Genomic DNA, 21,846 nt, shown 5'->3' on the forward strand with positions numbered 1-21,846 from the left:
CGGCTCACAGACCTCCGGTCCAGACGACGGCGCGCCCGATCACTCTGAGGGGTCCCGCTATCAGAACGCTACGCGTGGGTGGGGGCGCGGCCGCTCGCGGCGAAGCCGCCGCCTCGGATGCACCGAGACGACGGCTTCGTGACAGTCCCGCTTTACTGCGAAATCAAGCTGCGCAGGACGTACTGCATGATGCCTCCGTGGCGGTAGTAGTCCGCCTCGCCGGGGGTGTCGATGCGGACGACCGCGTCGAACTCCTTGCCGTCGGCCTTGACCTTGACGGTCTTGGGGGTGGCGCCCTCGTTGAGCTTCTCGATGCCGGTGATCTCGAAGGTCTCGGTGCCGGTGAGGCCGAGGGACTCGGCGGTCTGGCCCTCGGGGAACTGGAGCGGGATGACGCCCATGCCGATGAGGTTCGAGCGGTGGATGCGCTCGTAGGACTCGGCGATGACGGCCTTGACGCCGAGCAGCGCGGTGCCCTTGGCGGCCCAGTCGCGCGAGGAGCCGGAGCCGTACTCCTTGCCCGCGAGGACGACCAGCGGGACGCCCGCGGCGATGTAGTTGGCGGACGCGTCGTAGATGAACGACTGCGGCGCGCCCTCCCGGGTGAAGTCGCGGGTGTAGCCGCCCTCGACGCCGTCGAGCAGCTGGTTGCGCAGCCGGATGTTGGCGAAGGTGCCGCGGATCATGACCTCGTGGTTGCCGCGGCGCGAGCCGTAGGAGTTGAAGTCCTTGACGGCGACGCCGTTGGCCTCGAGGTACTGGGCGGCGGGGGTGCCGACCTTGATGTTGCCCGCGGGCGAGATGTGGTCGGTGGTGACCGAGTCGCCCAGCTTCGCCAGGACCCGAGCACCGGTGATGTCCGAGACCGGCGCGGGGGTCTCGGGCATGCCGTCGAAGTAGGGGGCCTTGCGGACGTAGGTGGAGTTCTCGTCCCACTCGAAGGTGTCGCCGGTGGGGATGTCAAGGCCCTGCCAGCGGGCGTCGCCGGCGAACACGTCGGCGTAGTCCTTGACGAAGAGGTCCTGGGAGATCGAGCTCTCGACGACCTCGGCGACCTCGGCCGGGTCCGGCCAGATGTCCTTGAGGTAGACGGGCTCGCCGTCGGAGCCGGTGCCGATCGGGTCGTTGAGGATGTCGATGTCCATCGTGCCCGCGAGCGAGTAGGCGATGACCAGCGGCGGGGAGGCCAGGTAGTTCATCTTCACGTCGGGGCTGATGCGGCCCTCGAAGTTGCGGTTGCCCGACAGCACGGCGGTGACGGCGAGGTCGTTGTCGTTGATCGCCTTGGAGATCTCCGGCTCGAGCGGGCCGGTGTTGCCGATGCAGGTGGTGCAGCCGTAGCCGACGAGGTTGAAGCCGATCTTGTCGAGGTACGGGGTGAGGCCCGCGCGCTCGTAGTAGCCGGTGACGACCTGGGAGCCGGGGGCCAGCGAGGTCTTCACCCACGGCTTGCGGGTGAGGCCCTTCTCGACGGCCTTCTTGGCGAGCAGGCCCGCGCCGACCATGACGTACGGGTTCGAGGTGTTGGTGCACGACGTGATCGCCGCGACCGTCACCACGCCGTGGTCGATCTCGAAGGAGGTGCCGTCGGCGAGGGTGACCGGGACCCTCTTGTGCGGCCGCGCGTTGCCGCTGACGGCCGGGGAGTCCGACGCGGGGAAGGACTCGATGCCCGCCTCGTCGATGTCGTCCTTGACGTAGTTGAGGACGTCGCGCCGCCAGGCGTCCTTCGCGCCGGAGACCTCGATGCGGTCCTGCGGGCGCTTGGGTCCGGCGATCGACGGGACGACCGTCGACAGGTCGAGCTCGAGGTGCTCGGAGAAGTCCGGCTGCGCCTCGGGGTCGAGCCACATGCCCTGCTCCTTGGCGTACGCCTCGACAAGGGCGATCTGCTCCTCGGAGCGGCCGGTGAGGCGCAGGTACTTCGTGGTCTCGCCGTCGATCGGGAAGATCGCGCAGGTGGAGCCGAACTCGGGGCTCATGTTGCCGATGGTGGCCCGGTTGGCCAGCGGCAGGGCGGCGACGCCCGCGCCGTAGAACTCCACGAACTTGCCGACGACGCCGTGCTTGCGCAGCATCTCGGTGATGGTCAGCACGAGGTCGGTGGCGGTGGTGCCCGAGGGCAGCTCGCCGGTCAGCTTGAAGCCGACGACGCGCGGGATCAGCATGGAGATCGGCTGGCCGAGCATCGCGGCCTCGGCCTCGATGCCGCCGACGCCCCAGCCAAGGACGCCGATGCCGTTCTCCATCGTGGTGTGGGAGTCGGTGCCGACGCAGGTGTCGGGGTAGGCGACGCCACCCCGGTCGAACACGACGCGGGCCAGGTGCTCGATGTTCACCTGGTGCACGATGCCGGTGCCGGGGGGCACGACCTTGAACTCGTCGAAGGCGGTCTGGCCCCAGCGCAGGAACTGGTAGCGCTCGTTGTTGCGCTCGTACTCGACGGCCATGTTCAGGCCGAACGCCTTGCCCGAGGCGTAGTTGTCCACGATGACCGAGTGGTCGATGACCATCTCGGCGGGGGCCAGCGGGTTGATCTTCGACGCGTCGCCGCCGAGGTCGCGGACCGCCTCGCGCATGGTGGCGAGGTCCACGACACAGGGGACGCCGGTGAAGTCCTGCATGATCACCCGGGCGGGGGTGAACTGGATCTCGGTGTCGGGCTGCGCGTTGGGGTCCCAGCCGCCGAGCGCCCGGATGTGGTCGGCGGTGATGTTGGCGCCGTCCTCGGTGCGCAGCAGGTTCTCCAGGAGAACCTTGAGGCTGTACGGAAGGCGGGACGAGCCCTCGACCGCGTCCAGCCGATAAATCTCGTAGGTCTTCTCGCCTACCCGCAGCTCGCTCTTGCTGCCGAAGCTGTTCGCGGACACGTTCCGTCTCCTCCTACATGAACCGATCTCACGACCGGCCGACCGTTTACTGCCGGCTCTCCGAGGCGCGCCTTACCTCGTCTACCTGGGCGCTGCGGGGAGGGACACCGGTGCGCTGCCTGCCTTCGCGGTCCGGTGCGTCGGGTCCTCCCCCCTGAATCCTGCCCTAGTCCCGAAGCGGGCCCGAACTCAGGTCGGCCTAACTTCCGTCACTTTTTCTCTCGACGTCAAGGTATCCCCGATTTGTCTTGACATCAAGTTACTTGCGGGTAGGCAACGCTCCGTGATCATGGGGAAAACCGGCGGCCCACCCCTTTCAACGCGAGTGTTCTAGATATATCGTCAAGACTATCGAGAACACTGTTCGACCGATCTTGAGGGGACTCGCCATGAAGGGACGCCGCCACGGGTGGCCGGGCTCGGGACCCGACTTCCTCTTCGGATGGGGAGGCGGACAGCAGAACCCGCCGTGGGCGCAGCCCGGGTTCCCGTTCGGGCCGCCGCCGCCCAAGGCCAAGCGGGGCGACGTGCGCGCCGCGATCCTCGTCCTGCTGACCGAGGGCCCGCGCAACGGCTACCAGATCATCCAGGACGTCGTGGAGCGCACCGAAGGCTCGTGGAAGCCCTCCCCCGGCGCGGTCTACCCCGCGCTCCAGCAGCTGTCCGACGAGGGCCTGATCCGCGGCGACGAGGCCGACGGCCGCAAGACCTACGAGCTGACCGACGCGGGCCGCGAACACGTCGCCCAGCATCCGCCCGAGGCCCCGTGGAACGACAGGCCCAAGGCCGACACCACGGGCTGGCCCGGCGGCGAGGCCACCGCGGTGTTCGGTGAGATGGCGCAGCTCGGCAAGGCGCTCATCCAGGTCGTCCAGGCCGGTTCGCCCGCGCAGGTCGCCGAGGCGCGCCGGGTACTCGGCGACACCCGCCGCCGCCTGTACGGCATCCTCGCGACCGACATCCACGAGGAGGACGCATGACCCACGGAGGCCGCGACGAGCAGCGCAAGCAGGCGCGCAAGCTCGCGCACGAGGCACGCCAGGCCGCGCACCTGGCCCGCCGCACCGCGCTCCAGGGCTGGGGCGCGCCCCAGCCCCCCGACACCGCCAAGCTCCGCGTCGGCGACGCCGAGCGGAGCGCCGTCGCCGACGCCCTCCAGGAGCACTACGCCCAGGGCCGCCTCGACCCCGAGGAGCTCGACGACCGCCTCACCCGCGCGCTGGCCGCCAAGACCGGCGCGGACCTCACCGACCTCCTTGACGACCTCCCCGGCCCCCACCCCTGGCCGCCGCAGCCCATAGCTCCCCCTTACGCCCCGCACTACCGCGAGCGCCGGAAGGGCCCCCACGGCCTCCCCTTCGCCATCTGGGCGATCATGCTCATCGGCTTCCCCCTCATGTTCGCCCTGGGCGGCGCGGGCGCGGCCTTCGTAGGACTCCGCGTCCTGCTCCTGGTGGGCCTGATCGCCCTCATCGTCAAACTCGTGAAGGGTTCCCGGCGCTGAGCGGCCGCCGTGGATTCCACGCCAGCCGGGGCCACGGCCTCTGAGCGGAACACCACAGAGTGATCGGGCGCGCCGTCGTCTGGACCGGAGGACTTGTGAGCCGCCAGGCGAGCAAGTCCGGAGGGAAGACGGCGGCTTAGAGCGCCCGATCACCGCCGCGGCGGAGCCGCGGCAATTAAACACAGCCCGATCACCGGCCGAGCAGAGCGAGGCCCAGAAAGCACAGCGGCGGCTGGGGCGTGCTGCTTCGGGGGTCAGGGACGCAACGCGGCGGCTTCGGCCGCGAGTTTTTCGATGCGGGTCCAGTCGCCCTGGGTGAGGGCGTCGGCCGGGGTGAGCCAGGTGCCGCCCACGCAGGCCACGTTGGGGAGGCCGAGGAAGTCGGGGGCGTTGGCGGGGGTGACGCCGCCGGTGGGGCAGAAGGTGATGTCGGGGAGGGGGCCGCTGACGGCCTTGAGGAAGGGCGCGCCGCCGGAGGCGGTCGCGGGGAAGAACTTCATCGCGGTGATGCCCTGCTCGCGCAGCTTCATCGCCTCCGACGCCGTCGCCACGCCCGGCAGGAACGGGACGCCGCTGTAGGCCATCGCGGTGCGCAGGATGTCGGTGCAGCCGGGGCTGACGAGGAACTGCGCGCCCGCGGCCACGGAGTCCTTGACGCTCTGCGGGCCGGTGACGGTGCCCGCGCCGACGACCGCGCCCTCGACCTCGGCGGCGATCCTGCGGATCGACTCGAGGCCCGCCTCGGTGCGCAGGGTGACCTCGATGACGGGCAGGCCGCCCGCGACCAGCGCCCGCGCCATCGGGACGGCGCTGTCGGCGTCCTCCAGCACCACCACCGGGATCACCGGGGCGAGGTTCATGAGGTCTTCGGCGCGCATCAGGGTCTCTCTCCTAGGTGAGGCGGCTGGTGAAGCGGTAAGGCAACGCGGCTTAAGGCTCCCCGGGGGCGGCGGTAGGCCCCTCCGCCCGTGCCGCCCCCGGGGACGTTCTTCGCGGGGCCTGTCCGGCCGGAGACGGCCGGGCCGGACGCGCACGCGAAGCGGGAGTCCTCACGGGTCCGGGTTCGGCCCCTCCGCCGTTCCCGGTCCCGTGAGGAAGTGCTTCTCCTCGCGGGCCCTGCCGTCGGCCCCTCCGCCTTCGGCGGGGCCCGCGAGGAAGTCTCTAGAAGACCGAGGCTCCCCTCTCGGCGGGTCCCACCGCCGCGCGGAACGCGCCGAAGAGGTCGCGGCCGGTGCCCGACCACTCCTCGGCGGTGGGCGCGGCGCCTTCGGGTTCACGCTGGGCGAGGTCGAGGGCGACCTCGAGCTTGCCGCTGTCGGCGTCGAAGCTGATCCGGTCGCCGTCGCGGACCCGGGCGAGCGGCCCGCCCGCGGCGGCCTCGGGGGTCAGGTGGATCGCGGCGGGCACCGCCCCGGACGCGCCCGACATCCGTCCGTCGGTGACGAACGCGACCTGGAACCCCTTGTCCTGCAGGACCGACATCGCCGGGGTGAGCTTGTGCAGCTCGGGCATCCCGGTCGCCTTCGGCCCCTGGTAGCGCAGCACGATGACGACGTCGCGGTTCAGCTCGCCGGCCTTGAACGCGTCGAGCACCTGCTCCTGGGTGGTGAAGACGCGGGCGGGCGCCTCGATGTGGCGGTGCTCGGGCTTGACGGCCGAGACCTTGACGACGCCGCGCCCGAGGTTGCCCTCGACCATGCGCAGTCCCCCGTCGGCGGAGAACGGCCGCGACGCCGGGCGGAGCACCGACTCGTCGCCGGACAGCTCGGGGGCGTCGGTCCAGGTGAGGACGCCGTCCTCACCGAGCGACGGGATCTGGGTGTAACGCGACAGCCCGTCGCCCGCGACGGTCTTGACGTCCTCGTGCAGCAGCCCGGCGGACAGCAGTTCGCGGATGAGGAACCCGGTGCCGCCCGCGGCGTGGAAGTGGTTCACGTCGGCGCTGCCGTTGGGGTAGATCCTGGTGAGCAGCGGGGTGATCGTGGACAGTTCCGCGAAGTCGTCCCAGGTCAGCTCGTACCCGGCGGCGGCGGCCATCGCGGGCAGGTGCAGCGTGTGGTTGGTGGAGCCGCCGGTGGCGAGCAGCGCGACGACGCCGTTGATCCACGCCTTGGCGTCAAGGACGTGCCCGACGGGGTCGACCTCGCCGGAGACCGCGCGGCGTCCGGCCTCCGCGGTGAGCGCGGCGCGCAGCGGCGTGTTCGGGGCGACGAAGCTCGCGCCGGGCAGGTGCAGGCCCATGACCTCCATCAGCATCTGGTTGCTGTTGGCGGTGCCGTAGAAGGTGCAGGTGCCGGGCGAGTGGTAGGAGGCGGCTTCGGCGTCGAGCAGTTCGTCGCGGCCGACCTCGCCGACGGCGTACAGCTTGCGGATGCGGCCCTTCTCGTTGTTCGGCAGGCCCGAGCCCATGGGCCCGGCCGGGACGAGCAGGGTCGGCAGGTGGCCGAAGGACAGCGCCCCGATGACGAGCCCGGGGACGATCTTGTCGCAGACGCCGAGCATCAGCGCGGCGTCGAACATGTCGTGCGCGAGCGCGACGGCCGCCGACATCGCGACGACGTCGCGGCTGAACAGCGACAGCTCCATGCCCGCGCGGCCCTGGGTGACGCCGTCGCACATGGCCGGCACGCCGCCCGCGACCTGCGCGACGCCCCCGGCCAGCAGGATCGCCTTCTTCAGGTGCTCGGGATAGGTACGGAACGGCTGGTGCGCCGAGAGCATGTCGTTGTAGGAGGTCACGATCGCGACGTTGCGCCGGGTGTTGCCGCGCAGCGCTTCCTTCTCCTCCGGCGAGCACGCGGCGAAGCCGTGCGCGAGGTTGCCGCAGGCGAGCGCGCCGCGCACCGGACCCTGGGCCTGTGCCGACGCGACGCGCGCGAGGTAGGCGGCGCGGGACGCGGCGCTGCGCTCGGCGACGCGCGCGGTGACGCGGTCGAGGACGGGGTGGACGGCCGTCATAGGACAACTCCGGGAAGCGAGGAGATCGGCGAACCTGGACGCTACCTTAGCAAGGAAATCATGAAAACTTCTGTAGGCAAGATGACAAAAGTCACCGATCATCGGAAACAAGGCGGCCGAGAGATCGTGAAAGACTGAAGGACATGTCGAGAGCAGCGGCGACGAGCGGGGACGTCCTCCGGCTCATCCGGGAGGACGGGGTGCAGACCAGGGCCGACCTGGCCCGGCTGACCGGTCTGTCCCGGCCCGTCATCGGGCAGCGGGTCGCCGAGCTGATCGACGCGGGCCTCGTCGTGGAGCTGCCCGGTGTGTCAAGCGGCGGCCGTCCCGCCGCGCGGCTGGAGTTCAACGGGGCGGGCGGCACGGTTCTCGTGGCCTCTCTCGGCCACACCCACGGGCATCTGGCGGTCTGCGACCTGTCCGGGTCGATCCTGCGCCAGGAGCCCGTCCGGATCGGCGCGGGCATCGAGTCGGCGATCGACCTGTGGAAGCGGATGGACCCCGGGCAGGTGCGCGGCGTCGGCATCGCGCTGCCCGGCCCGGCGCACGAGGACGAGCGCGTCGTGAAGGCGGTCCGGGACGTGTTCCCGGTGCCCGTGCACATAGACAACGACGTGAACGTGATGGCGCTCGGCGAACACCGGGTCCGCAACGACGTGTCCGACCTGCTGTTCGTGAAGGCGTCGACGGGCATCGGCGCGGGCGTGATCTCCGGCGGACGGCTCCAGCGCGGCGCTTACGGCGGCGCCGGGGAGATCGGCCATATCCCCGTCCCCGACGGGCTGCTGTGCGGATGCGGCACGGTCGGCTGCGTCGAGACCGTCGCGGGCGGCGCGGCGCTGCTCGCCCAGCTCGGCGGACGCGCCGGTGACCTGCCCGAGCTCGCGGCGCTGGCGCGCGCGGGCGACCTTGAGGCCGTGGCGGTGCTGCGCGAGGCGGGCCGCAGGATCGGCGAGGTGGTCGCCGCCGCCGTCAACATCCTCAACCCCGCCGTGGTCGTGCTGGGCGGCGACCTTTCCGGCAAGAACCTCATCGCGGGCGTGCGCGAGACCGTCTACCAGCGCGCGGCGGCCATGGCCACGCGGCGGCTGCGGATCGAGCCGAGCGTGCTCGGCGACGACGCGGGCCTGCTCGGCTGCGCCACGATGATCCTCGACCACGTGCTCGCGCCCGCAGCAGTGGACGCGGCGCTCTAACCTTCCTTCCCGCAGTCCGGCCCCTCCCGCCGAGGGGTCTTTTCGGCGTTCCCACGACCGGGTTGCGGACCGACCGCTCGCAAGTCTTTCAACCATTTGCAGAAATCTTTCAGCAAGACTCTTTACATGCTTGCAACAACTGGACTAACGTCCGGGGCCAGTTCCCCCTCACCTACCCCCTCATCCTGAGAAATCCCCCATCGCAAGAAATCCCCAAGGAGGAAGCACATGCGGCGCATCCCCATGGTCGGTGCCATCGCCGGCCTCGCCCTCGTGCTCGCTGCCTGCGGCGGCGGAAGTGACGACACCAAGGACACGAAGGCGTCCGCGGCCCTGGAAGGCCGGGGCGAGATCACCTTCGTCACCGGCAAGGACACCTCAGGCAACCTGCAGAAGCAGATCGACGCCTGGAACGCCGACCACCCCAATGAGCCGGTCCGCATCATCGAGCTGTCGGACAAGGCCGACGAGCAGCGCCAGCAGATGATCCAGAACGCCCAGGTCAAGTCCGACGCCTACACGGTGCTGAACCTCGACGTCGTCTGGACCGCCGAGTTCGCCGCCAACCGCTGGGTGGTGGAGCTGCCCGAGGCCGACCTGCCGATCGCCGACCTGCTCGCCCCGACCGTCGACACCGGCAGGTACCTCGACAAGCTCTACGCCGTCCCGATCGACTCCGACGCGGGCCTGCTCTACTACCGCAAGGACCTCCTCACCGAGGCGGGCATCGACAAGGCCCCCACCACGTGGACCGAGCTGTTCGCCGCGTGCGACACCGTCAAGGACAAGGTGTCCTCGGCCAAGAACATCGACTGCTACGCGGGCCAGTTCGACAAGTACGAGGGCCTGACGGTGAACGCGTCCGAGGCGATCAACGCCGCGGGCGGCTCCGTCGTGGACGAGCAGGGCAAGCCGACCGTCAACACCCCCGAGGCCAAGGCCGGACTCGACGTCCTGGTCAACGCCTTCAAGGACGGCCACATCGCCAAGAAGGCCATCACCTACACCGAGGAGCTCGGCCGCGCCGACTTCAACGGCGGCAAGCTGCTGTTCCACCGCCAGTGGCCGTACCAGTACGCCTCGGCCAGCGACAAGGAGGAGTCGAAGGTCGCCGGCAAGTTCGACGTCGCCCCGCTGCCCGGCTCCAGCGGCCCCGGCGTGTCGACCCTCGGCGGCCACAACTACGCGATCTCCTCGTTCGCCAAGAACCAGGCGACCGCGCTCGACTTCATCAAGTACATGGCGTCCCCGGACGTGCAGAAGGCGAACGCGCTCGTCATCGGCAAGGCCCCGTCGGTCGCCGCGCTCTACAACGACGCGGAGATCGTCGCGAAGTTCCCGTACATGCCCTCGCTGAAGACCGCGATCGAGAACGCCAAGGGCAGGCCGAAGGTCGTCAAGTACGGCGACGTGACCACCGCCATCCAGGAGGCCGCCTACGCGGCGCTGAACGGTGACAAGCCCACCGACCAGGCGCTGAACGACCTCCAGGCCAAGCTGGAGTCCCTCACCCAGTAAGTCCCCCGCCGGGGAGGGGCCGCGCGGCCCCTCCCCGGCGCTGTGGCGAGGAGTTCTGGAGCTCACACATGGCGATCCCCACCTCACCCGCGAACGCCCCCACCCCGACGGGCCGCACCCCCAAGGGGGACGGCAAAGCCGCCTCCCGACAGGGCGCGCGCTCGTCCCGGCGGTTCGCGCTGCTGCTGCTCTCCCCGACCTTCCTGGTGCTGGCGCTCGTCGTCGGCTACCCCGTGCTGGCCGGCATCCGCCAGTCGATGTACAGCCCCGCGGAAGGGCTCGACGACGACGGCTTCGTCGTGGAGGGCGAGCAGTTCGTCGGCCTCGACAACTACACCGCGCTGTTCACCGGCGAGCGCGGCGACGCGTTCTGGAACGCGTTCTTCAACACCACGTTCTTCACCGCGACCGCCGTCGTCCTGGAGACGGTGATCGGCGTCTGCCTGGCGCTGATCATGCACCAGGCGCTGCGCGGCCGCGGTCTCGTGCGCGCGAGCGTCCTCGTGCCGTGGGCGGTGCCGACGGCCATGTCCGGTCTGCTGTGGCGCTGGATCTTCCAGCCCGACGGCGTCGCGAACGCCATCCTGCACCAGGAGATCCTGTGGACCGCCGACGGCTGGCAGTCCAAGTTCGCGGTGATCATCGCCGAGGTGTGGAAGACGTCGCCGTTCATCGGCCTGCTCGCGCTGGCCGGGCTCCAGATGATCCCGCAGGACGTCTACGAGGCGGCCCGGGTCGACGGGGCCGGTCCCTGGCAGCAGTTCCGCAGGATCACGCTGCCGCTCATCAAGCCCGCGCTGGCCGTCGCCGTCCTGTTCCGGATGCTCGACACGCTGCGCATGTTCGACCTTCCCTTCGTCCTCATCGGCGCCAACAAGGAGTCGGTGGAGACGCTGTCGATGCTCGCCTGGTCGGAGGCCAACAACCTCAGGTACGGGGTGGCGACCGCCTACGCGACGCTGCTGTTCCTGTACATCGCGGCGCTCGCCTACGCGTTCATCAAGATCGCCGGCGCCGACGTCATCGGTGAGGCCAGGGTCCGCAAGGCGACCCAGAAGAAGTCGCCGCAGAAGGCACAGAAGGGGGCCGCGTCATGAAGCGCGTCGCCAACTACGCCGGGCTCGCGTTCGTCGCGGTCTTCTGCCTCGCGCCGTTCTACTGGATGGTCGTGTCGGCGTTCCGCAGGCCGCAGGACCAGTTCGACTCCACCCCGTGGCCCGCGCCCTGGTCGACCGAGAACCTGCGCGCGGTCTTCGACCCCGACAACATGTTCGTCAGGGCGCTGTTCAACAGCCTCCTTGTCGCCGGGCTCACCACGATCCTCACCCTGCTCATCGCGGTCTTCACCGCCTACACGCTCGCCCGCCTCGACTTCCGGTTCAAGAACGCGGTGCTCGGCCTCGTGGTCGCGACGTCGATGTTCCCCGGGATCTCCCAGGTGGTGCCGCTGCTCAAGCTGTTCATCGACATCGGCTGGATCAACACCTACCAGGCGATGATCGTGCCGAGCCTCGGGTTCGCGCTGCCGCTGGCGGTGTGGAACCTGACGGTGTTCTTCCGGCAGCTCCCGTTCGAGCTCGAGCAGGCGGCGATGACCGACGGCTGCACCCGCGGCCAGGCGTTCCGCAAGATCATCATCCCGCTCGCCGCGCCCGGCGTGTTCACCACCGCGATCCTCGTCTTCTTCATGGCGTGGAACGAGTTCATCATCGCCTTCAGCATGGTCAACGAGAAGTCCATGCAGACCGCGACGGTGGCCATCGCCAAGTTCACCGGCATGCGCGGCTTCGACCAGCCCTTCGGTACCCAGATGGCCGCGGCCGTCGTGGTGACCGTGCCGCTCGTCGTGCTCGTGCTGATCTTCCAGCGCAGGATCGTCGCGGGCCTCACCGCCGGCGGCGTCAAGTAACCCGAACGCACGTCCAAGCACCCGGCCGCGGCGGTGACGCCGCGGCCGCACACCGACATCTCACAGGAAACACCCAAGGGGGAACGCCATGCAGGGCTCCACGGTCGCCACGCGCTGGTGGCGCGACGCGGTGATCTACCAGATCTACGTGCGCAGCTTCGCCGACGGCAACGGCGACGGCGTCGGCGACCTGCCCGGCGTCCGGGCGCGGCTGCCCTACCTCGCCGCGCTCGGCGTCGACGCGGTGTGGCTGACGCCGTTCTACCGCTCGCCGATGGCCGACTTCGGCTACGACGTCGCCGACTACCGCCGCGTCGACCCGCTGTTCGGCGAGCTCGCCGACGCCCGCGCGCTCATCGAGGACGCGCACGCGCTCGACCTGCGGGTCATCGTGGACATCGTGCCGAACCACACCTCCGACCGGCACGCCTGGTTCACCGCGGCGCTCGCGGCGGGCCCCGGCTCCCCCGAACGCGCCCGCTACCACTTCCGCGACGGCCGCGGCCCCGACGGCTCCCAGCCGCCGAACGACTGGGAGTCGGTGTTCGGCGGCAGGGCGTGGACAAGGGTCCCCGACGGCCAGTGGTACCTCCACCTGTTCGCGCCCGAGCAGCCCGACCTGAACTGGGACAACCCCGAGGTCCACGCCGAGTTCGCGGACGTCCTGCGGTTCTGGCTCGACCTCGGCGTCGACGGGTTCCGCATCGACGTCGCGCACGGCATGGTCAAGAAGGACGGGCTGCCCGACGTCGGCCACGGCGACCAGTCCCGGATGCTCGGCACCGACCCGCTGCCCTACTTCGACCAGGACGGCGTCCACGAGATCCACCGGACATGGCGCGCGCTGCTCGACTCCTACCCGGGCGAGCGGATCGCGGTGGCCGAGGCGTGGGCGTCGACGCCCGAGCGGCTCGCCCGGTATGTCAGGCCGGACGAGGCGCACCAGGCGTTCAACTTCCACTACCTGGGCACCGGCTGGAACGCCGCGGCGCTGCGCGAGGTCATCGACGTCTCGCTCGCCACCTCGGGGGCGGTCGGCGCGCCGACCACGTGGGTGCTGTCGAACCACGACGTGCGCAGGCACGTCACCCGGTTCGGCGACGGCGAGGCGGGCCTGGCCCGCGCGCGGGCGGCCGCGCTGCTGATGCTGGCGCTGCCCGGCTCGGCCTACGTCTACCAGGGCGAGGAGCTCGGCCTTCCCGAGGTCCTCGACCTGCCCGCCGAGTTCCTGCTCGACCCGCAGCTCGGCAGGGGCGCGGAGGCGGGCCGCGACGGCTGCCGCGTGCCGCTGCCGTGGTCCGGCGACGCCCCGCCCTTCGGGTTCGGGACCGCCGAGGACACCTGGCTGCCCATCCCCGCCTCGTGGTCGGGCCTGTCGGTCGCCGCGCAGGAGGGCGACCCGGAATCGACCCTCGCCCTGTACCGGGCGGCACTGGCGTTCCGGCGCTCCTCCCCCGCGCTCGGCGACGGCGACCTCATCTGGGAGGACGCCCCCGAAGGCGTCCTGCGGCTGCGGCGCGATCCGGGCTTCGGCTGCGCGGTCAACCTGGGGCCCGAGGCCGTTACGATTCCGGTGGACGGCGACGTCGTCGTCTCCAGCGTTCCGCTGGCCGTCGACGGCGGGCGCCTGACGCTGCCGTCGGACGCGGCGGTTTGGTGGACGACGACCCGCCCCGACCTCGGCGAACGGTAAATTCAGGATCATGGCGACACGGCTGGCCGACATCGCGGCCCAGGCAGGGGTCAGCGAGGCGACCGTGAGCCGCGTGCTCAACGGCAGACCCGGGGTCTCCCCAGGAACCCGGCAGGCGGTCCTGGGGGCGCTCGACGTCCTCGGCTACGACAGGCCGCCCCGGCTGCGCCAGCAGCGGGCGGGCCTGATCGGGCTGATCCTGCCCGAGCTCACCAACCCCGTCTTCCCGGTCTTCGCCCAGACGCTGGAGTCGGCGCTGGTCATGTCCGGGTACACCGCGGTGCTGTGCACCCAGACCCCCGGCGGCGTCCGCGAGGACGACTACACCGAGCTGCTCCTGGAACGCGACGTCGCGGGGATCATCGTGGTCAGCGGCATGCACGCCGACTCCACCTCCGACCTCGGCCGCTACAAGCGGCTCACCGACCAGGGCCTGCCGCTGGTCCTGGTCAACGGCTACCGCGACGACGTCGACGTGCCCTTCGTCTCCAACGACGACGTCGCGTCGATCGAGATGGCCGTCGAGCATCTCGTCTCACTCGGCCACACCAGGATCGGGCTCGCGGTCGGGCAGGCGCGGTTCGTCCCGTCGATCCGCAAGTCCGAGGGGTTCGCGCGGGCGATGCGCGGCCTGCTCGGCGAGACCGATCCGGAGAGCCTGATCGCCACGTCGCTGTTCACGCTGGAGGGCGGGCAGGCCGCCGCCGCGCAGCTGCTCGACCGGGGCTGCACCGCGATCTGCTGCGGCAGTGACATCATGGCGATCGGCGCGATCCGGGCGGCGCGCCAGCGCGGGCTGCGGGTGCCGGAGGACGTGTCAGTCGTCGGGTTCGACGACTCGCCCCTGATCCCCTACCTCGACCCGGCGCTCACCACGATCCGCCAGCCCGTCCGGGAGATGGCGATCGCGGCGGCCGGGCAGCTCCTCGAGGAGATCGGCGGGAACCGGGTGCCGCGCACCGAACTGCTGTACCGGCCCGAGCTCGTCGTACGGCGCTCCACCGCGCCCGCCCCGCGCCCGGCCCTGCCATAGCGGGCGCGGGGCCGGGGGCGGGCGGCTCAGCGGCGTCCTCAGCCGATCTGGATGGAGCGCTTGGACAGGCCCATCCAGAAGCCGTCGATGGTCGAGCGCTGGGTGGCCAGGTCGGCCTCGCCCGCGCCGAGGGTGACGAACAGCGGGGCGAAGTGCTCGGTCCTCGGGTGGGCCATCCGGCCCGCGGGTGACTTGCGCAGGAAGTCGAGGAGGCCGTCGACGTCGTGGGCGGCGAGCGCCTCCGCGCCCCACGCGTCGAACTCCTTCGACCAGCCGGGGGCCTGGTCGACGCCGAGGCCGGGGTTGAGGCCGCGCAGGTTGTGCGTGAAGAACCCGCTCCCGACGATCAGGACCCCCTCGTCGCGCAAGGGCGCGAGCTGCTTGCCGGTCTCGTAGAGGCGCGCCGGGTCGAGGGTCGGCAGCGAGATCTGCAGGACGGGCACGTCGGCGTCGGGATACATCTCCACGAGGGGCACATAAGCCCCGTGGTCGAGGCCGCGGTCGGGGACGTCCTGCGCCCCCTTCACCAGGGCGCGCACCCGCTCCGCGAGTTCGGGCGCGCCCGGGGCCTCGTACCGGGCCTGGTAGTACCGCTCCTCGAACCCCCAGAAGTCGTACACGAGCGGAATCGTGCGCGTCGCCCCGATCGCCAGCGGCGCGTCCTCCCAGTGCGCCGACACCATCAGCACCGCCTTGGGCTTCGGCAGCCCCTTCGCCCATTCCGCCAGCTGTCCCGGCCACACCGGATCGTCCGCCAGCGGCGGCGCCCCGTGACTCAGGTACAGCGTCGGCATCCGCCCGCCCATGACCCCTCCTCAAAGTTGAACGCTCAACTATCAACCCCAAACTACCCCACCCGCCCGGCTATTCCCCACCCCCGGAACACAACAAACCCCGGCGGTGGGCCGGGGTTCGCTGTCGGTCGTCTGCTATCGCTTGAGCCGGACCCTGCGCTCCGCGCCCGGACGGCGGACGGAGACGCGGCGGGGGCGCGGGAGGGTGCGGCGGCGGGTGACGTGGGGGGCGTACTGGGCGCGCATGGTGCGGCGGAGGTTGAGCATGATCACCGGGATCAGGCACGCGGCGAACAGCTCGGTCGCCGCGGTGACGCGCATGCCGGTCTCGCCGCCGGGCAGGCCCGCCGCCCAGGCCACGATCGACAGCGCGCCGCAGGCGGCCCACACGACCATGATCCCGGCGAGCGTGCGGCTCGCGGGCTTGGGGAACGGCAGGCGGCTGACGGCGAGGAGCGCGACGCAGCCGATCGCGGCGAGCGCCATCGGCACCGGCGGCTCGAGCACGATGATCGAGACCACGGTGAACGCGCACAGCGGCGCGGGCATGCCGCGGAAGATCCCCGGCTCCGGCGCGGCCGTGACGTACCTGGCGAGCCTGACGACGATCGCCAGGAAGAACCCGGCGGCCGCGACGAGCGCGGGCATCGCCCAGTCGTCGTCGAAGCCGACCCACGCGAGCGTCATCGCGGCGGGGACCAGGCCGAAGGTGATCACGTCGGCGAGGTTGTCGAGGTGCGGACCGTAGGGGGTGCTGCGCCAGCGCCTGGCCATGCGGCCGTCGAACAGGTCGCAGACCGCGCCGATCAGCATGAGCAGCACCGCGCCGGCGAACAGCCGGCTCTCGGTGCCGTCGAAGCCGCCCTGGACCATGATGCTGCGCAGGGCGGCGATGCCGCACAGGGCGTTGCCGAGCGTGAGGAAGTCGGCGGGCGACAGGCGCTCGGTCCCGGCTGCCCCGGTCTCAGCCGCAGACAAGGTGCGTCTCACCGGCTCGGGTCTTCTGGCCGACGGTCACCGCGGGGACGAGCCCGGCCGGGAGGTAGGTGTCGAAGCGCGATCCGAAGCGGATCAGCCCGAGGCGCTCGCCCTGCTGGACCGAGACGCCCTCCTCCAGGTAGGGCACGATGCGCCGGGCGACGGTGCCGGCGATCTGCACGCACTCGATCTCGCCGACCTCGGTGTCGAACCGCCACACGACGCGCTCGTTGCGGTCGCTGTCCTTGTTGAACGCCGGGACGTGCCCGCCCGCGATGTGGTCGACCGACAGGATCTTGCCCGCGATCGGGGCCCGGTTGACGTGCACGTCGAGCGGGCTCATGAAGATCGCGACGCGGGTGCGTCCGTCGGGCCACGGGGTGATGCTCTGCACGACGCCGTCGGCGCCCGACAGGATCAGTCCCTGTCCGCTGCGCGGCGGGTCGCGGAAGAACCAGGTCAGACCGGCTGCCGTCGCCGTTGCGGCGGCGGCGACCAGGCCGCGGTACCGTGACCGCCGGGTCAGCAGGACGGCGCCTGCCGCACCCACCAGTCCGGGAACCAGCCAGGGTCCGGCGCCGCGCGCGAGGGTGAGGTTCTCCGCCTCCGGCTCGTGGGGACCGGGCACTGTCTTTTCATCTCCTAGGGCAGGGTGCAGCGTTCGAGCGAGCTTACTCAATGCGAGGCTCGTCACACCAACCGACGGACAGCCGATGGGCGGACAGCCGGCCGACGGGTGGACGGCGTGATCTGTTCAACGTAGCGCGAAATATCCGCGATCACCCGCATTCTCCTGAGTTCTCCCGCCACGTGGGACGAGGTGATTGACTCACCCGGTGATCGAACACCTCACCGCACTGGCCCGCGAGGCGGGCGGCACAGGGGACGCGGCGGTGCTCTACGCGCACGACGATGTCCTTGTCGTCAGGGTAGGCGACGTGGTCGCGAAAGCGCACCGTCGGGAGACGACTGATCTTCCCGCGCGCGCCGCCGTCGCCACCGCCAACCCGGCACTTCTCCTCCCGCCGATCGGGCTGCCGGAACCCGTCGAGGGGCGCGCGGTGTCGGTGTGGCCCGCCGGGGAGCCGGTGGACCCGGCCGACCCGATCGGCGCGCCCTGGGCCGAGGCCGGAAGGCTGCTCGCCGCCCTGCACGCGCTTCCCGTCCCCGATGGGCTGCCGCCGCAAGGCGCGCCGCTCCGGGTGCGGGAGATCATGGCCAGGCCGCTGCCCGACCTGCCCGCCTCACGGGTGATCCTGCGGGCCTACGCGACCCTGCCGGAGTCCCTTGAGGAGCCCGGACGCGTCCACGTCGTCCACGGGGACTTCCACCTGGGCCAGCTCGTGCTGCACGGCGGCGGCTGGCGGCTGATCGACCTCGACGACCTCGGGCGCGGCGACCCCGTCTGGGATCTGGCGCGTCCGGCCGCCCTGTTCGCGTCCGGGGTGCTGCCCGGGGAGGTGTGGTCGCGGTTCCTGCACGGCTATCTCGGCGCGGGCGGCGTGGACCTCGGAACCGACCCGTGGACGAGATTGGACATTCCCGCGCAAGCTCTGGCGATCCAAACGGCCGCCCGCTGCGTCTCAAAGGCTGTGGATGAGGGACGGGCGCTCGACGAGTACGAGACGACCCTTATCGACGCTTGTGACCGGATCAGCAGATCACGCACTAGTTGATGGCGTAGTGTGCCGTCACTACGGGCGTGAAGACGCCCGCGGCGGCCAAAGCCGCGATGGAAAGGTGGCGGAACATGCTTCAGTGCCCGAAGTGTCGGGGCACGATGCGGACCTTCGACCGTAACGGGGTCCACATCGAACAGTGCGACATGTGCCGGGGGATCTTCCTCGACTACGGCGAGCTGGAGACCCTCGCGCGCATCGAGAGCCAGTGGCGCCAGGCCCCGGCCCCCGCAGCCCCCCTGCCCCCGCCCGTAGCGCAGCCTGGCTGGGGCCACCACGGCCACCACAGGCACCACCACGGACCCAGCCTCTTCGGGATGCTCTTCTCCACCTGAGCACCCGGTCGGCACTGGATCACGCGAGCTCCCAGAAGGGGCGGCGCAACGGCGCGCCGCCCCTTCGGCGTGCCAGGCGGCGTGCAGGCGGCGTGCAGGCGGAACTTCTCACCCGGTGGACGACATTTCCCCCATGTTGCCGCTAGTCTGCTGAACCCCCTGACAAGATCGGAGACGAACCGCCGATGCGCACGCCACTGATCGGTGCCCTGGCCGTCGCCCTCCCGCTGTCGGCGCTGCTGGCCGCGCCCGCCCAGGCGGCCCCGAACGTGCAGATCACCTACGTTCAGTACGACGCCAAGGGCAAGGACACCAAGAAGAACGTGAACGGCGAGTACGTCGTCGTCACCAACAAGAGCCGCAAGAAGGTCAACCTCGCCGGATGGACCATCGGCCAGACCGCGCGGCTCGGCGACTCCAAGTACATCTTCTACTTCCCCGCGCGCAACGTGTGGGTCCAGCCCGGCAAGTCCCTCACCATGCGCATGGGCGAGGGCAAGAAGACGAAGAAGTTCGTCTACCAGGGCCTGCGCAAGCACACCTGGCCGAACAAGAAGGGCGCGGCCTACCTGTTCAACCCGTCGAACACCCGGGTCGACGGCTGCACGTGGAACAGCAAGAAGGGCTTCAAGAAGTGCTGAGCGCGTTCGCCGCGACGACGTCGCGGTACCAGTGCGCGCTGTTCTTCCAGGTGCGCCGCTGCGTCTCGTAGTCGACGTGGATGATCCCGAAGCGCTTGTCGTAGCCGAAGGCCCACTCGAAGTTGTCGAGCAGGGACCAGACGTAGTAGCCGCGGACGTCCGCGCCCGCGTCGAGCGCGTCGAGGACGGCGGCCAGGTGGGATCGCAGGTAGGCGATCCGCCGGTCGTCGTTCACGGGGTCGGGGTAGGCCGCGCCGTTCTCGGTGACCACAAGCGGCAGCGCCGGGTTCTCGCGCGACAGGCGCAGCAGCAGTTCGGTGAGGCCGTGCGGGACGATGCTCCAGCCCATGTCGGTGCGCTCGCCGGGCGCGGAGGAGAACCGCAGGTCCTCGCAGCCCGGCCATGACGGCTTGCCCTTGCCGCCCGGCTCGACGACGGTCACCGAGTAGTAGTTGACGCCCAGGAAGTCGAGCGGTGCCGCGATCAGCGCCTCGTCGCCGTCGCGGACGAACGACCAGTCCGTCAGGTGGGCGGTGTCGGCGATCACGCTCGCGGGGTAGCCGCGGCCCAGCAGTGGGCCTTCGAAGACCCCGTTGGCGATGCCGTCGGCGCGGCGGACGGCGGCCTCGTCGGGGCCCCAGACCACGTGCGGGTTGAGGGTGATGCCCTTGCTGCCCGGCAGCAGCGGCGCGGTGAGGCCGTGCGCGAGGTTCAGGTGGTGGGCGGCGGCGAAAGCCGCGTCACGGACGCCGGGGGCGTGCTCGCCCGAGCCGTAGCCGAGGAAGGCGGCGCACCACGGCTCGTTCAGGGTGATCCACGTGTCCACTCTGTCGCCCAGCGCGTCGGCCACGACGGCGCTGTACTCGGCGAACCTGTATGCGGTGTCCCTGTTCAGCCACCCTCCGCGCTCCTGGAGCGCGCGAGGCAGGTCCCAGTGGTAGAGCGTGACGGCCGGGGCGATGCCGCGCTCCAGCAGAAGGTCGACCAGGCGCGAGTAGAAGTCGATACCGCGCCGCTCGGGCTTGCCGTCGGGCAGCACCCTCGGCCAGGAGACGGAGAACCGGTAGGACCCCACCCCGAGGTCGGCGAGGTGCCCGACGTCCTCGGCGTACCGGTGGTAGTGGTCGCAGGCGACGTCGCCGGTGTCGCCGTTGCGGATCGGGCCGAAGCCGTCCCAGATCGACGGGGCGCGGCCGTCCTCGGCGACCGCACCCTCGATCTGGTAGGCGGCGGTCGCCGCGCCCCAGACGAAACCGTCGGGAAACCGTCTCATCTCCGCACTCCTGGGGGGTTGGGGCGGGTCAGCCCCGGACGAGCGACGCCACGCACTCGACGTGGCTGGTCTGCGGGAACAGGTCGAAGGCGCGCAGCGTCTCCAGCACCCATCCCCGCGCCGAGAAGTACTTGAGGTCGCGGGCCAGGGTCGCCGGGTCGCAGCTGACGTAGGCGATCTTGCGGTTGGTGCGGCGGGCGATCTCGTCGACGACCTTCTCGCCCGCGCCCGCACGCGGCGGGTCGAGCACGGTGATGTCCGCGCCGCGCACCCGCGAGCCGCCCCGGTGGCCCTGGGCCGCGCCGCGCTTGGGCTGCGCCCTGCCGGCCCTGGCCTTCGCGGCGGGGGCCTGCGCGCCGAACTCGAGCGTCGCGAGGACGTCCTCGACCTTGCCCTGCTCGACGCTGACCTGCGGCAGGTCCTTCAGGTTGAACTTGGCGTCGCGCACCGCCTGGTTGCCGGTCTCGACCGCGACGACGAGCCCGTCACGGCCGACGCGCTCGCCCAGGACCCCGGCGAACAGGCCGACGCCGCAGTACAGGTCGAGGGCGATCTCGCCGGGCTTGGGCTCAAGGGCTTCCAGGACCGCCTTGACGAGGGTGTCCGCGGCGGCCGGGTGGACCTGCCAGAAGCCGCTCCCGGTGACCTGCCACAGGCGTCCGGCGGCCTCCTCGCGCACGAACGGCACGACCGCGCGGCGCTGGCCCTGCTGCCGTTCCTGCTGCCGGTCCTGGTGGCGCTGCGGCCGCTCGGGCTTGACGACCCTGACCGGCACGTCGAGCTGCGGCACCCGGGCGGGACGCCCGCGCCTGCCCTTGGGCTCGGAGATCACCACAAGACGGTCGCCGGTCCCCGCCGACACCACGCCCTCGACGCCGGACGCGCCGGGCCACATGTGCCGTTCGATCCCGATCATCTCCACCCCGGGGTGGGCGATCAGGCAGCGGTCGATGTACTCGAGGTCGTGCGAGCGGTGCTTGCGCAGGCCGACGCCGCCGTCGTGGTCGACCGCGAACTGCACGCGGGTGCGCCAGCCGAGCCCGGGCGCGGCGGCCAGGGGCTCGCCGTCCTCGGTGTACAGCGGCGGCACCTCGACCTCTTCGACGTGGACCGGCCTGTCGATCCCGGCGAGCCGGTGCAGCTGCTCGGCGATCACGTCGGCCTTGAGCGCGCGCTGTGCGGGCAGCGCGACGTGCTGCCAGTCGCAGCCGCCGCAGCGCCCTGGGCCGGCGAACTCACACGGCGCCTGCACCCGGTCGGGCGAGGGCTTCAGGATCTCGACGGCGTCGGCCCGCACGAAGGTCTTGGTCTCCTCGGTCACCCTGGCCCGCACCAGCTCACCGGGCAGCGCGTGCCGGACGAAGACGACCTTCCCCTCATGCCGGGCGACGCAGAAGCCGCCATGCCCAACAGCGCCGACTTCGAGTTCGAGGAGATCCGTAGCAGTCACGTTCCGCGATTCTAG

The 21,846-nt window shown here is 70.9% G+C and carries 19 protein-coding genes; 11 read left to right on the forward strand and 8 right to left on the reverse strand.

The features are described 5' to 3' along the window. Positions 1–152 precede the first annotated feature (152 nt). The gene (gene acnA / locus R9X44_RS08095) at positions 153–2,870 is read right to left on the reverse strand and encodes an aconitate hydratase AcnA (protein ID WP_319813371.1); all 2,718 of its coding nucleotides are present in this window, start codon (positions 2,868–2,870) and stop codon (positions 153–155) included. 389 nt (positions 2,871–3,259) lie between these two features. On the opposite strand from acnA, the gene R9X44_RS08100 reads away from it, so the two are divergent. After that, positions 3,260–3,850 (forward strand): PadR family transcriptional regulator, encoded by a 591-nt coding sequence (locus R9X44_RS08100; RefSeq protein ID WP_319813372.1) that lies wholly within the window; start codon positions 3,260–3,262, stop codon positions 3,848–3,850. Next, complete coding sequence (locus R9X44_RS08105) at positions 3,847–4,374, forward strand: DUF1707 domain-containing protein (protein WP_319813373.1); 528 nt, start codon at positions 3,847–3,849, stop codon at positions 4,372–4,374. Before R9X44_RS08100 ends, R9X44_RS08105 begins: the two co-directional genes overlap by 4 nt. A 254-nt stretch (positions 4,375–4,628) precedes the next feature. Here R9X44_RS08105 and eda read toward each other — a convergent pair whose 3' ends face one another. After that, complete coding sequence (gene eda, locus R9X44_RS08110) at positions 4,629–5,252, reverse strand: bifunctional 4-hydroxy-2-oxoglutarate aldolase/2-dehydro-3-deoxy-phosphogluconate aldolase (RefSeq protein ID WP_319813374.1); 624 nt, start codon at positions 5,250–5,252, stop codon at positions 4,629–4,631. Between the two features lie 283 nt (positions 5,253–5,535). After that, positions 5,536–7,332, reverse strand: a complete 1,797-nt coding sequence (gene edd, locus R9X44_RS08115; protein ID WP_319813375.1) for a phosphogluconate dehydratase — start codon at positions 7,330–7,332, stop codon at positions 5,536–5,538. A 143-nt stretch (positions 7,333–7,475) separates the two neighbouring features. On the opposite strand from edd, the gene R9X44_RS08120 reads away from it, so the two are divergent. The 6 genes from R9X44_RS08120 (at position 7,476) to R9X44_RS08145 (ending at position 14,681) form a co-directional block, all read left to right on the forward strand. Beyond that, positions 7,476–8,528 (forward strand): ROK family transcriptional regulator, encoded by a 1,053-nt coding sequence (locus R9X44_RS08120; RefSeq protein WP_319813376.1) that lies wholly within the window; start codon positions 7,476–7,478, stop codon positions 8,526–8,528. Between the two features lie 228 nt (positions 8,529–8,756). Further along, the gene (locus tag R9X44_RS08125) at positions 8,757–10,046 is read left to right on the forward strand and encodes an ABC transporter substrate-binding protein (RefSeq protein ID WP_319813377.1); all 1,290 of its coding nucleotides are present in this window, start codon (positions 8,757–8,759) and stop codon (positions 10,044–10,046) included. A gap of 68 nt (positions 10,047–10,114) precedes the next feature. Further along, positions 10,115–11,143, forward strand: a complete 1,029-nt coding sequence (locus R9X44_RS08130) for a sugar ABC transporter permease (protein WP_319813378.1) — start codon at positions 10,115–10,117, stop codon at positions 11,141–11,143. Further along, complete coding sequence (locus tag R9X44_RS08135; RefSeq protein ID WP_319813379.1) at positions 11,140–11,955, forward strand: carbohydrate ABC transporter permease; 816 nt, start codon at positions 11,140–11,142, stop codon at positions 11,953–11,955. Before R9X44_RS08130 ends, R9X44_RS08135 begins: the two co-directional genes overlap by 4 nt. A gap of 88 nt (positions 11,956–12,043) precedes the next feature. Next, the gene (locus R9X44_RS08140; RefSeq protein ID WP_319813380.1) at positions 12,044–13,648 is read left to right on the forward strand and encodes a glycoside hydrolase family 13 protein; all 1,605 of its coding nucleotides are present in this window, start codon (positions 12,044–12,046) and stop codon (positions 13,646–13,648) included. 10 nt (positions 13,649–13,658) lie between these two features. Continuing rightward, complete coding sequence (locus R9X44_RS08145; protein ID WP_319813381.1) at positions 13,659–14,681, forward strand: LacI family DNA-binding transcriptional regulator; 1,023 nt, start codon at positions 13,659–13,661, stop codon at positions 14,679–14,681. 38 nt (positions 14,682–14,719) lie between these two features. Here the strand turns inward: R9X44_RS08145 and R9X44_RS08150 are convergent, their stop codons facing one another. From R9X44_RS08150 to R9X44_RS08160, 3 genes are all read right to left on the reverse strand, one after another. Continuing rightward, positions 14,720–15,487 carry a class III extradiol ring-cleavage dioxygenase gene (locus R9X44_RS08150; protein ID WP_319813382.1) on the reverse strand — a complete coding sequence of 256 codons (768 nt, stop codon included), beginning with the start codon at positions 15,485–15,487 and terminating at the stop codon, positions 14,720–14,722. Between the two features lie 123 nt (positions 15,488–15,610). Beyond that, positions 15,611–16,453, reverse strand: a complete 843-nt coding sequence (locus R9X44_RS08155; RefSeq protein WP_319813383.1) for a CDP-alcohol phosphatidyltransferase family protein — start codon at positions 16,451–16,453, stop codon at positions 15,611–15,613. Next, complete coding sequence (locus R9X44_RS08160; protein ID WP_319813384.1) at positions 16,440–17,081, reverse strand: phosphatidylserine decarboxylase; 642 nt, start codon at positions 17,079–17,081, stop codon at positions 16,440–16,442. The genes R9X44_RS08155 and R9X44_RS08160 overlap by 14 nt, the downstream gene beginning before the upstream one ends. A 208-nt stretch (positions 17,082–17,289) precedes the next feature. Between R9X44_RS08160 and R9X44_RS08165 the strand changes: the two genes are divergently transcribed. From R9X44_RS08165 to R9X44_RS08175, 3 genes are all read left to right on the forward strand, one after another. Beyond that, positions 17,290–18,129 (forward strand): aminoglycoside phosphotransferase family protein, encoded by an 840-nt coding sequence (locus R9X44_RS08165; protein WP_319813385.1) that lies wholly within the window; start codon positions 17,290–17,292, stop codon positions 18,127–18,129. 104 nt (positions 18,130–18,233) lie between these two features. After that, the gene (locus R9X44_RS08170; protein WP_413774917.1) at positions 18,234–18,467 is read left to right on the forward strand and encodes a zf-TFIIB domain-containing protein; all 234 of its coding nucleotides are present in this window, start codon (positions 18,234–18,236) and stop codon (positions 18,465–18,467) included. 185 nt (positions 18,468–18,652) lie between these two features. Next, a complete protein-coding gene (locus R9X44_RS08175) occupies positions 18,653–19,108 on the forward strand; it encodes a lamin tail domain-containing protein (protein WP_319813387.1) in 456 nt (151 codons plus the stop codon). On the opposite strand, the gene R9X44_RS08180 is transcribed toward R9X44_RS08175, so the two are convergent. Then, positions 19,095–20,381 (reverse strand): GH1 family beta-glucosidase, encoded by a 1,287-nt coding sequence (locus R9X44_RS08180; RefSeq protein ID WP_319813388.1) that lies wholly within the window; start codon positions 20,379–20,381, stop codon positions 19,095–19,097. The two genes, R9X44_RS08175 and R9X44_RS08180, sit on opposite strands and share 14 nt — an antisense overlap. Before the next feature lie 28 nt (positions 20,382–20,409). Then, positions 20,410–21,831: a class I SAM-dependent RNA methyltransferase gene (locus tag R9X44_RS08185; RefSeq protein WP_319813389.1), complete on the reverse strand. Its 1,422-nt coding sequence runs from the start codon at positions 21,829–21,831 to the stop codon at positions 20,410–20,412. Positions 21,832–21,846: the final 15 nt, after the last annotated feature.

This window comes from Actinocorallia sp. A-T 12471 (assembly GCF_033875155.1).
In the GTDB taxonomy this organism is placed as follows: Bacteria; Actinomycetota; Actinomycetes; order Streptosporangiales; family Streptosporangiaceae; genus Actinocorallia.

Coding starts and splice junctions, on each gene's coding strand:
- R9X44_RS08100 (WP_319813372.1), top strand. CDS start 3,260: ATGAAGGGACGCCGCCACGGGTGGCCGGGCTCGGGACCCGACTTCCTC.
- R9X44_RS08105 (WP_319813373.1), top strand. CDS start 3,847: ATGACCCACGGAGGCCGCGACGAGCAGCGCAAGCAGGCGCGCAAGCTC.
- eda (WP_319813374.1), bottom strand. CDS start 5,252: ATGCGCGCCGAAGACCTCATGAACCTCGCCCCGGTGATCCCGGTGGTG.
- edd (WP_319813375.1), bottom strand. CDS start 7,332: ATGACGGCCGTCCACCCCGTCCTCGACCGCGTCACCGCGCGCGTCGCC.
- R9X44_RS08120 (WP_319813376.1), top strand. CDS start 7,476: ATGTCGAGAGCAGCGGCGACGAGCGGGGACGTCCTCCGGCTCATCCGG.
- R9X44_RS08125 (WP_319813377.1), top strand. CDS start 8,757: ATGCGGCGCATCCCCATGGTCGGTGCCATCGCCGGCCTCGCCCTCGTG.
- R9X44_RS08130 (WP_319813378.1), top strand. CDS start 10,115: ATGGCGATCCCCACCTCACCCGCGAACGCCCCCACCCCGACGGGCCGC.
- R9X44_RS08135 (WP_319813379.1), top strand. CDS start 11,140: ATGAAGCGCGTCGCCAACTACGCCGGGCTCGCGTTCGTCGCGGTCTTC.
- R9X44_RS08140 (WP_319813380.1), top strand. CDS start 12,044: ATGCAGGGCTCCACGGTCGCCACGCGCTGGTGGCGCGACGCGGTGATC.
- R9X44_RS08145 (WP_319813381.1), top strand. CDS start 13,659: ATGGCGACACGGCTGGCCGACATCGCGGCCCAGGCAGGGGTCAGCGAG.
- R9X44_RS08150 (WP_319813382.1), bottom strand. CDS start 15,487: ATGGGCGGGCGGATGCCGACGCTGTACCTGAGTCACGGGGCGCCGCCG.
- R9X44_RS08170 (WP_413774917.1), top strand. CDS start 18,234: ATGCGGACCTTCGACCGTAACGGGGTCCACATCGAACAGTGCGACATG.
- R9X44_RS08175 (WP_319813387.1), top strand. CDS start 18,653: ATGCGCACGCCACTGATCGGTGCCCTGGCCGTCGCCCTCCCGCTGTCG.
- R9X44_RS08180 (WP_319813388.1), bottom strand. CDS start 20,381: ATGAGACGGTTTCCCGACGGTTTCGTCTGGGGCGCGGCGACCGCCGCC.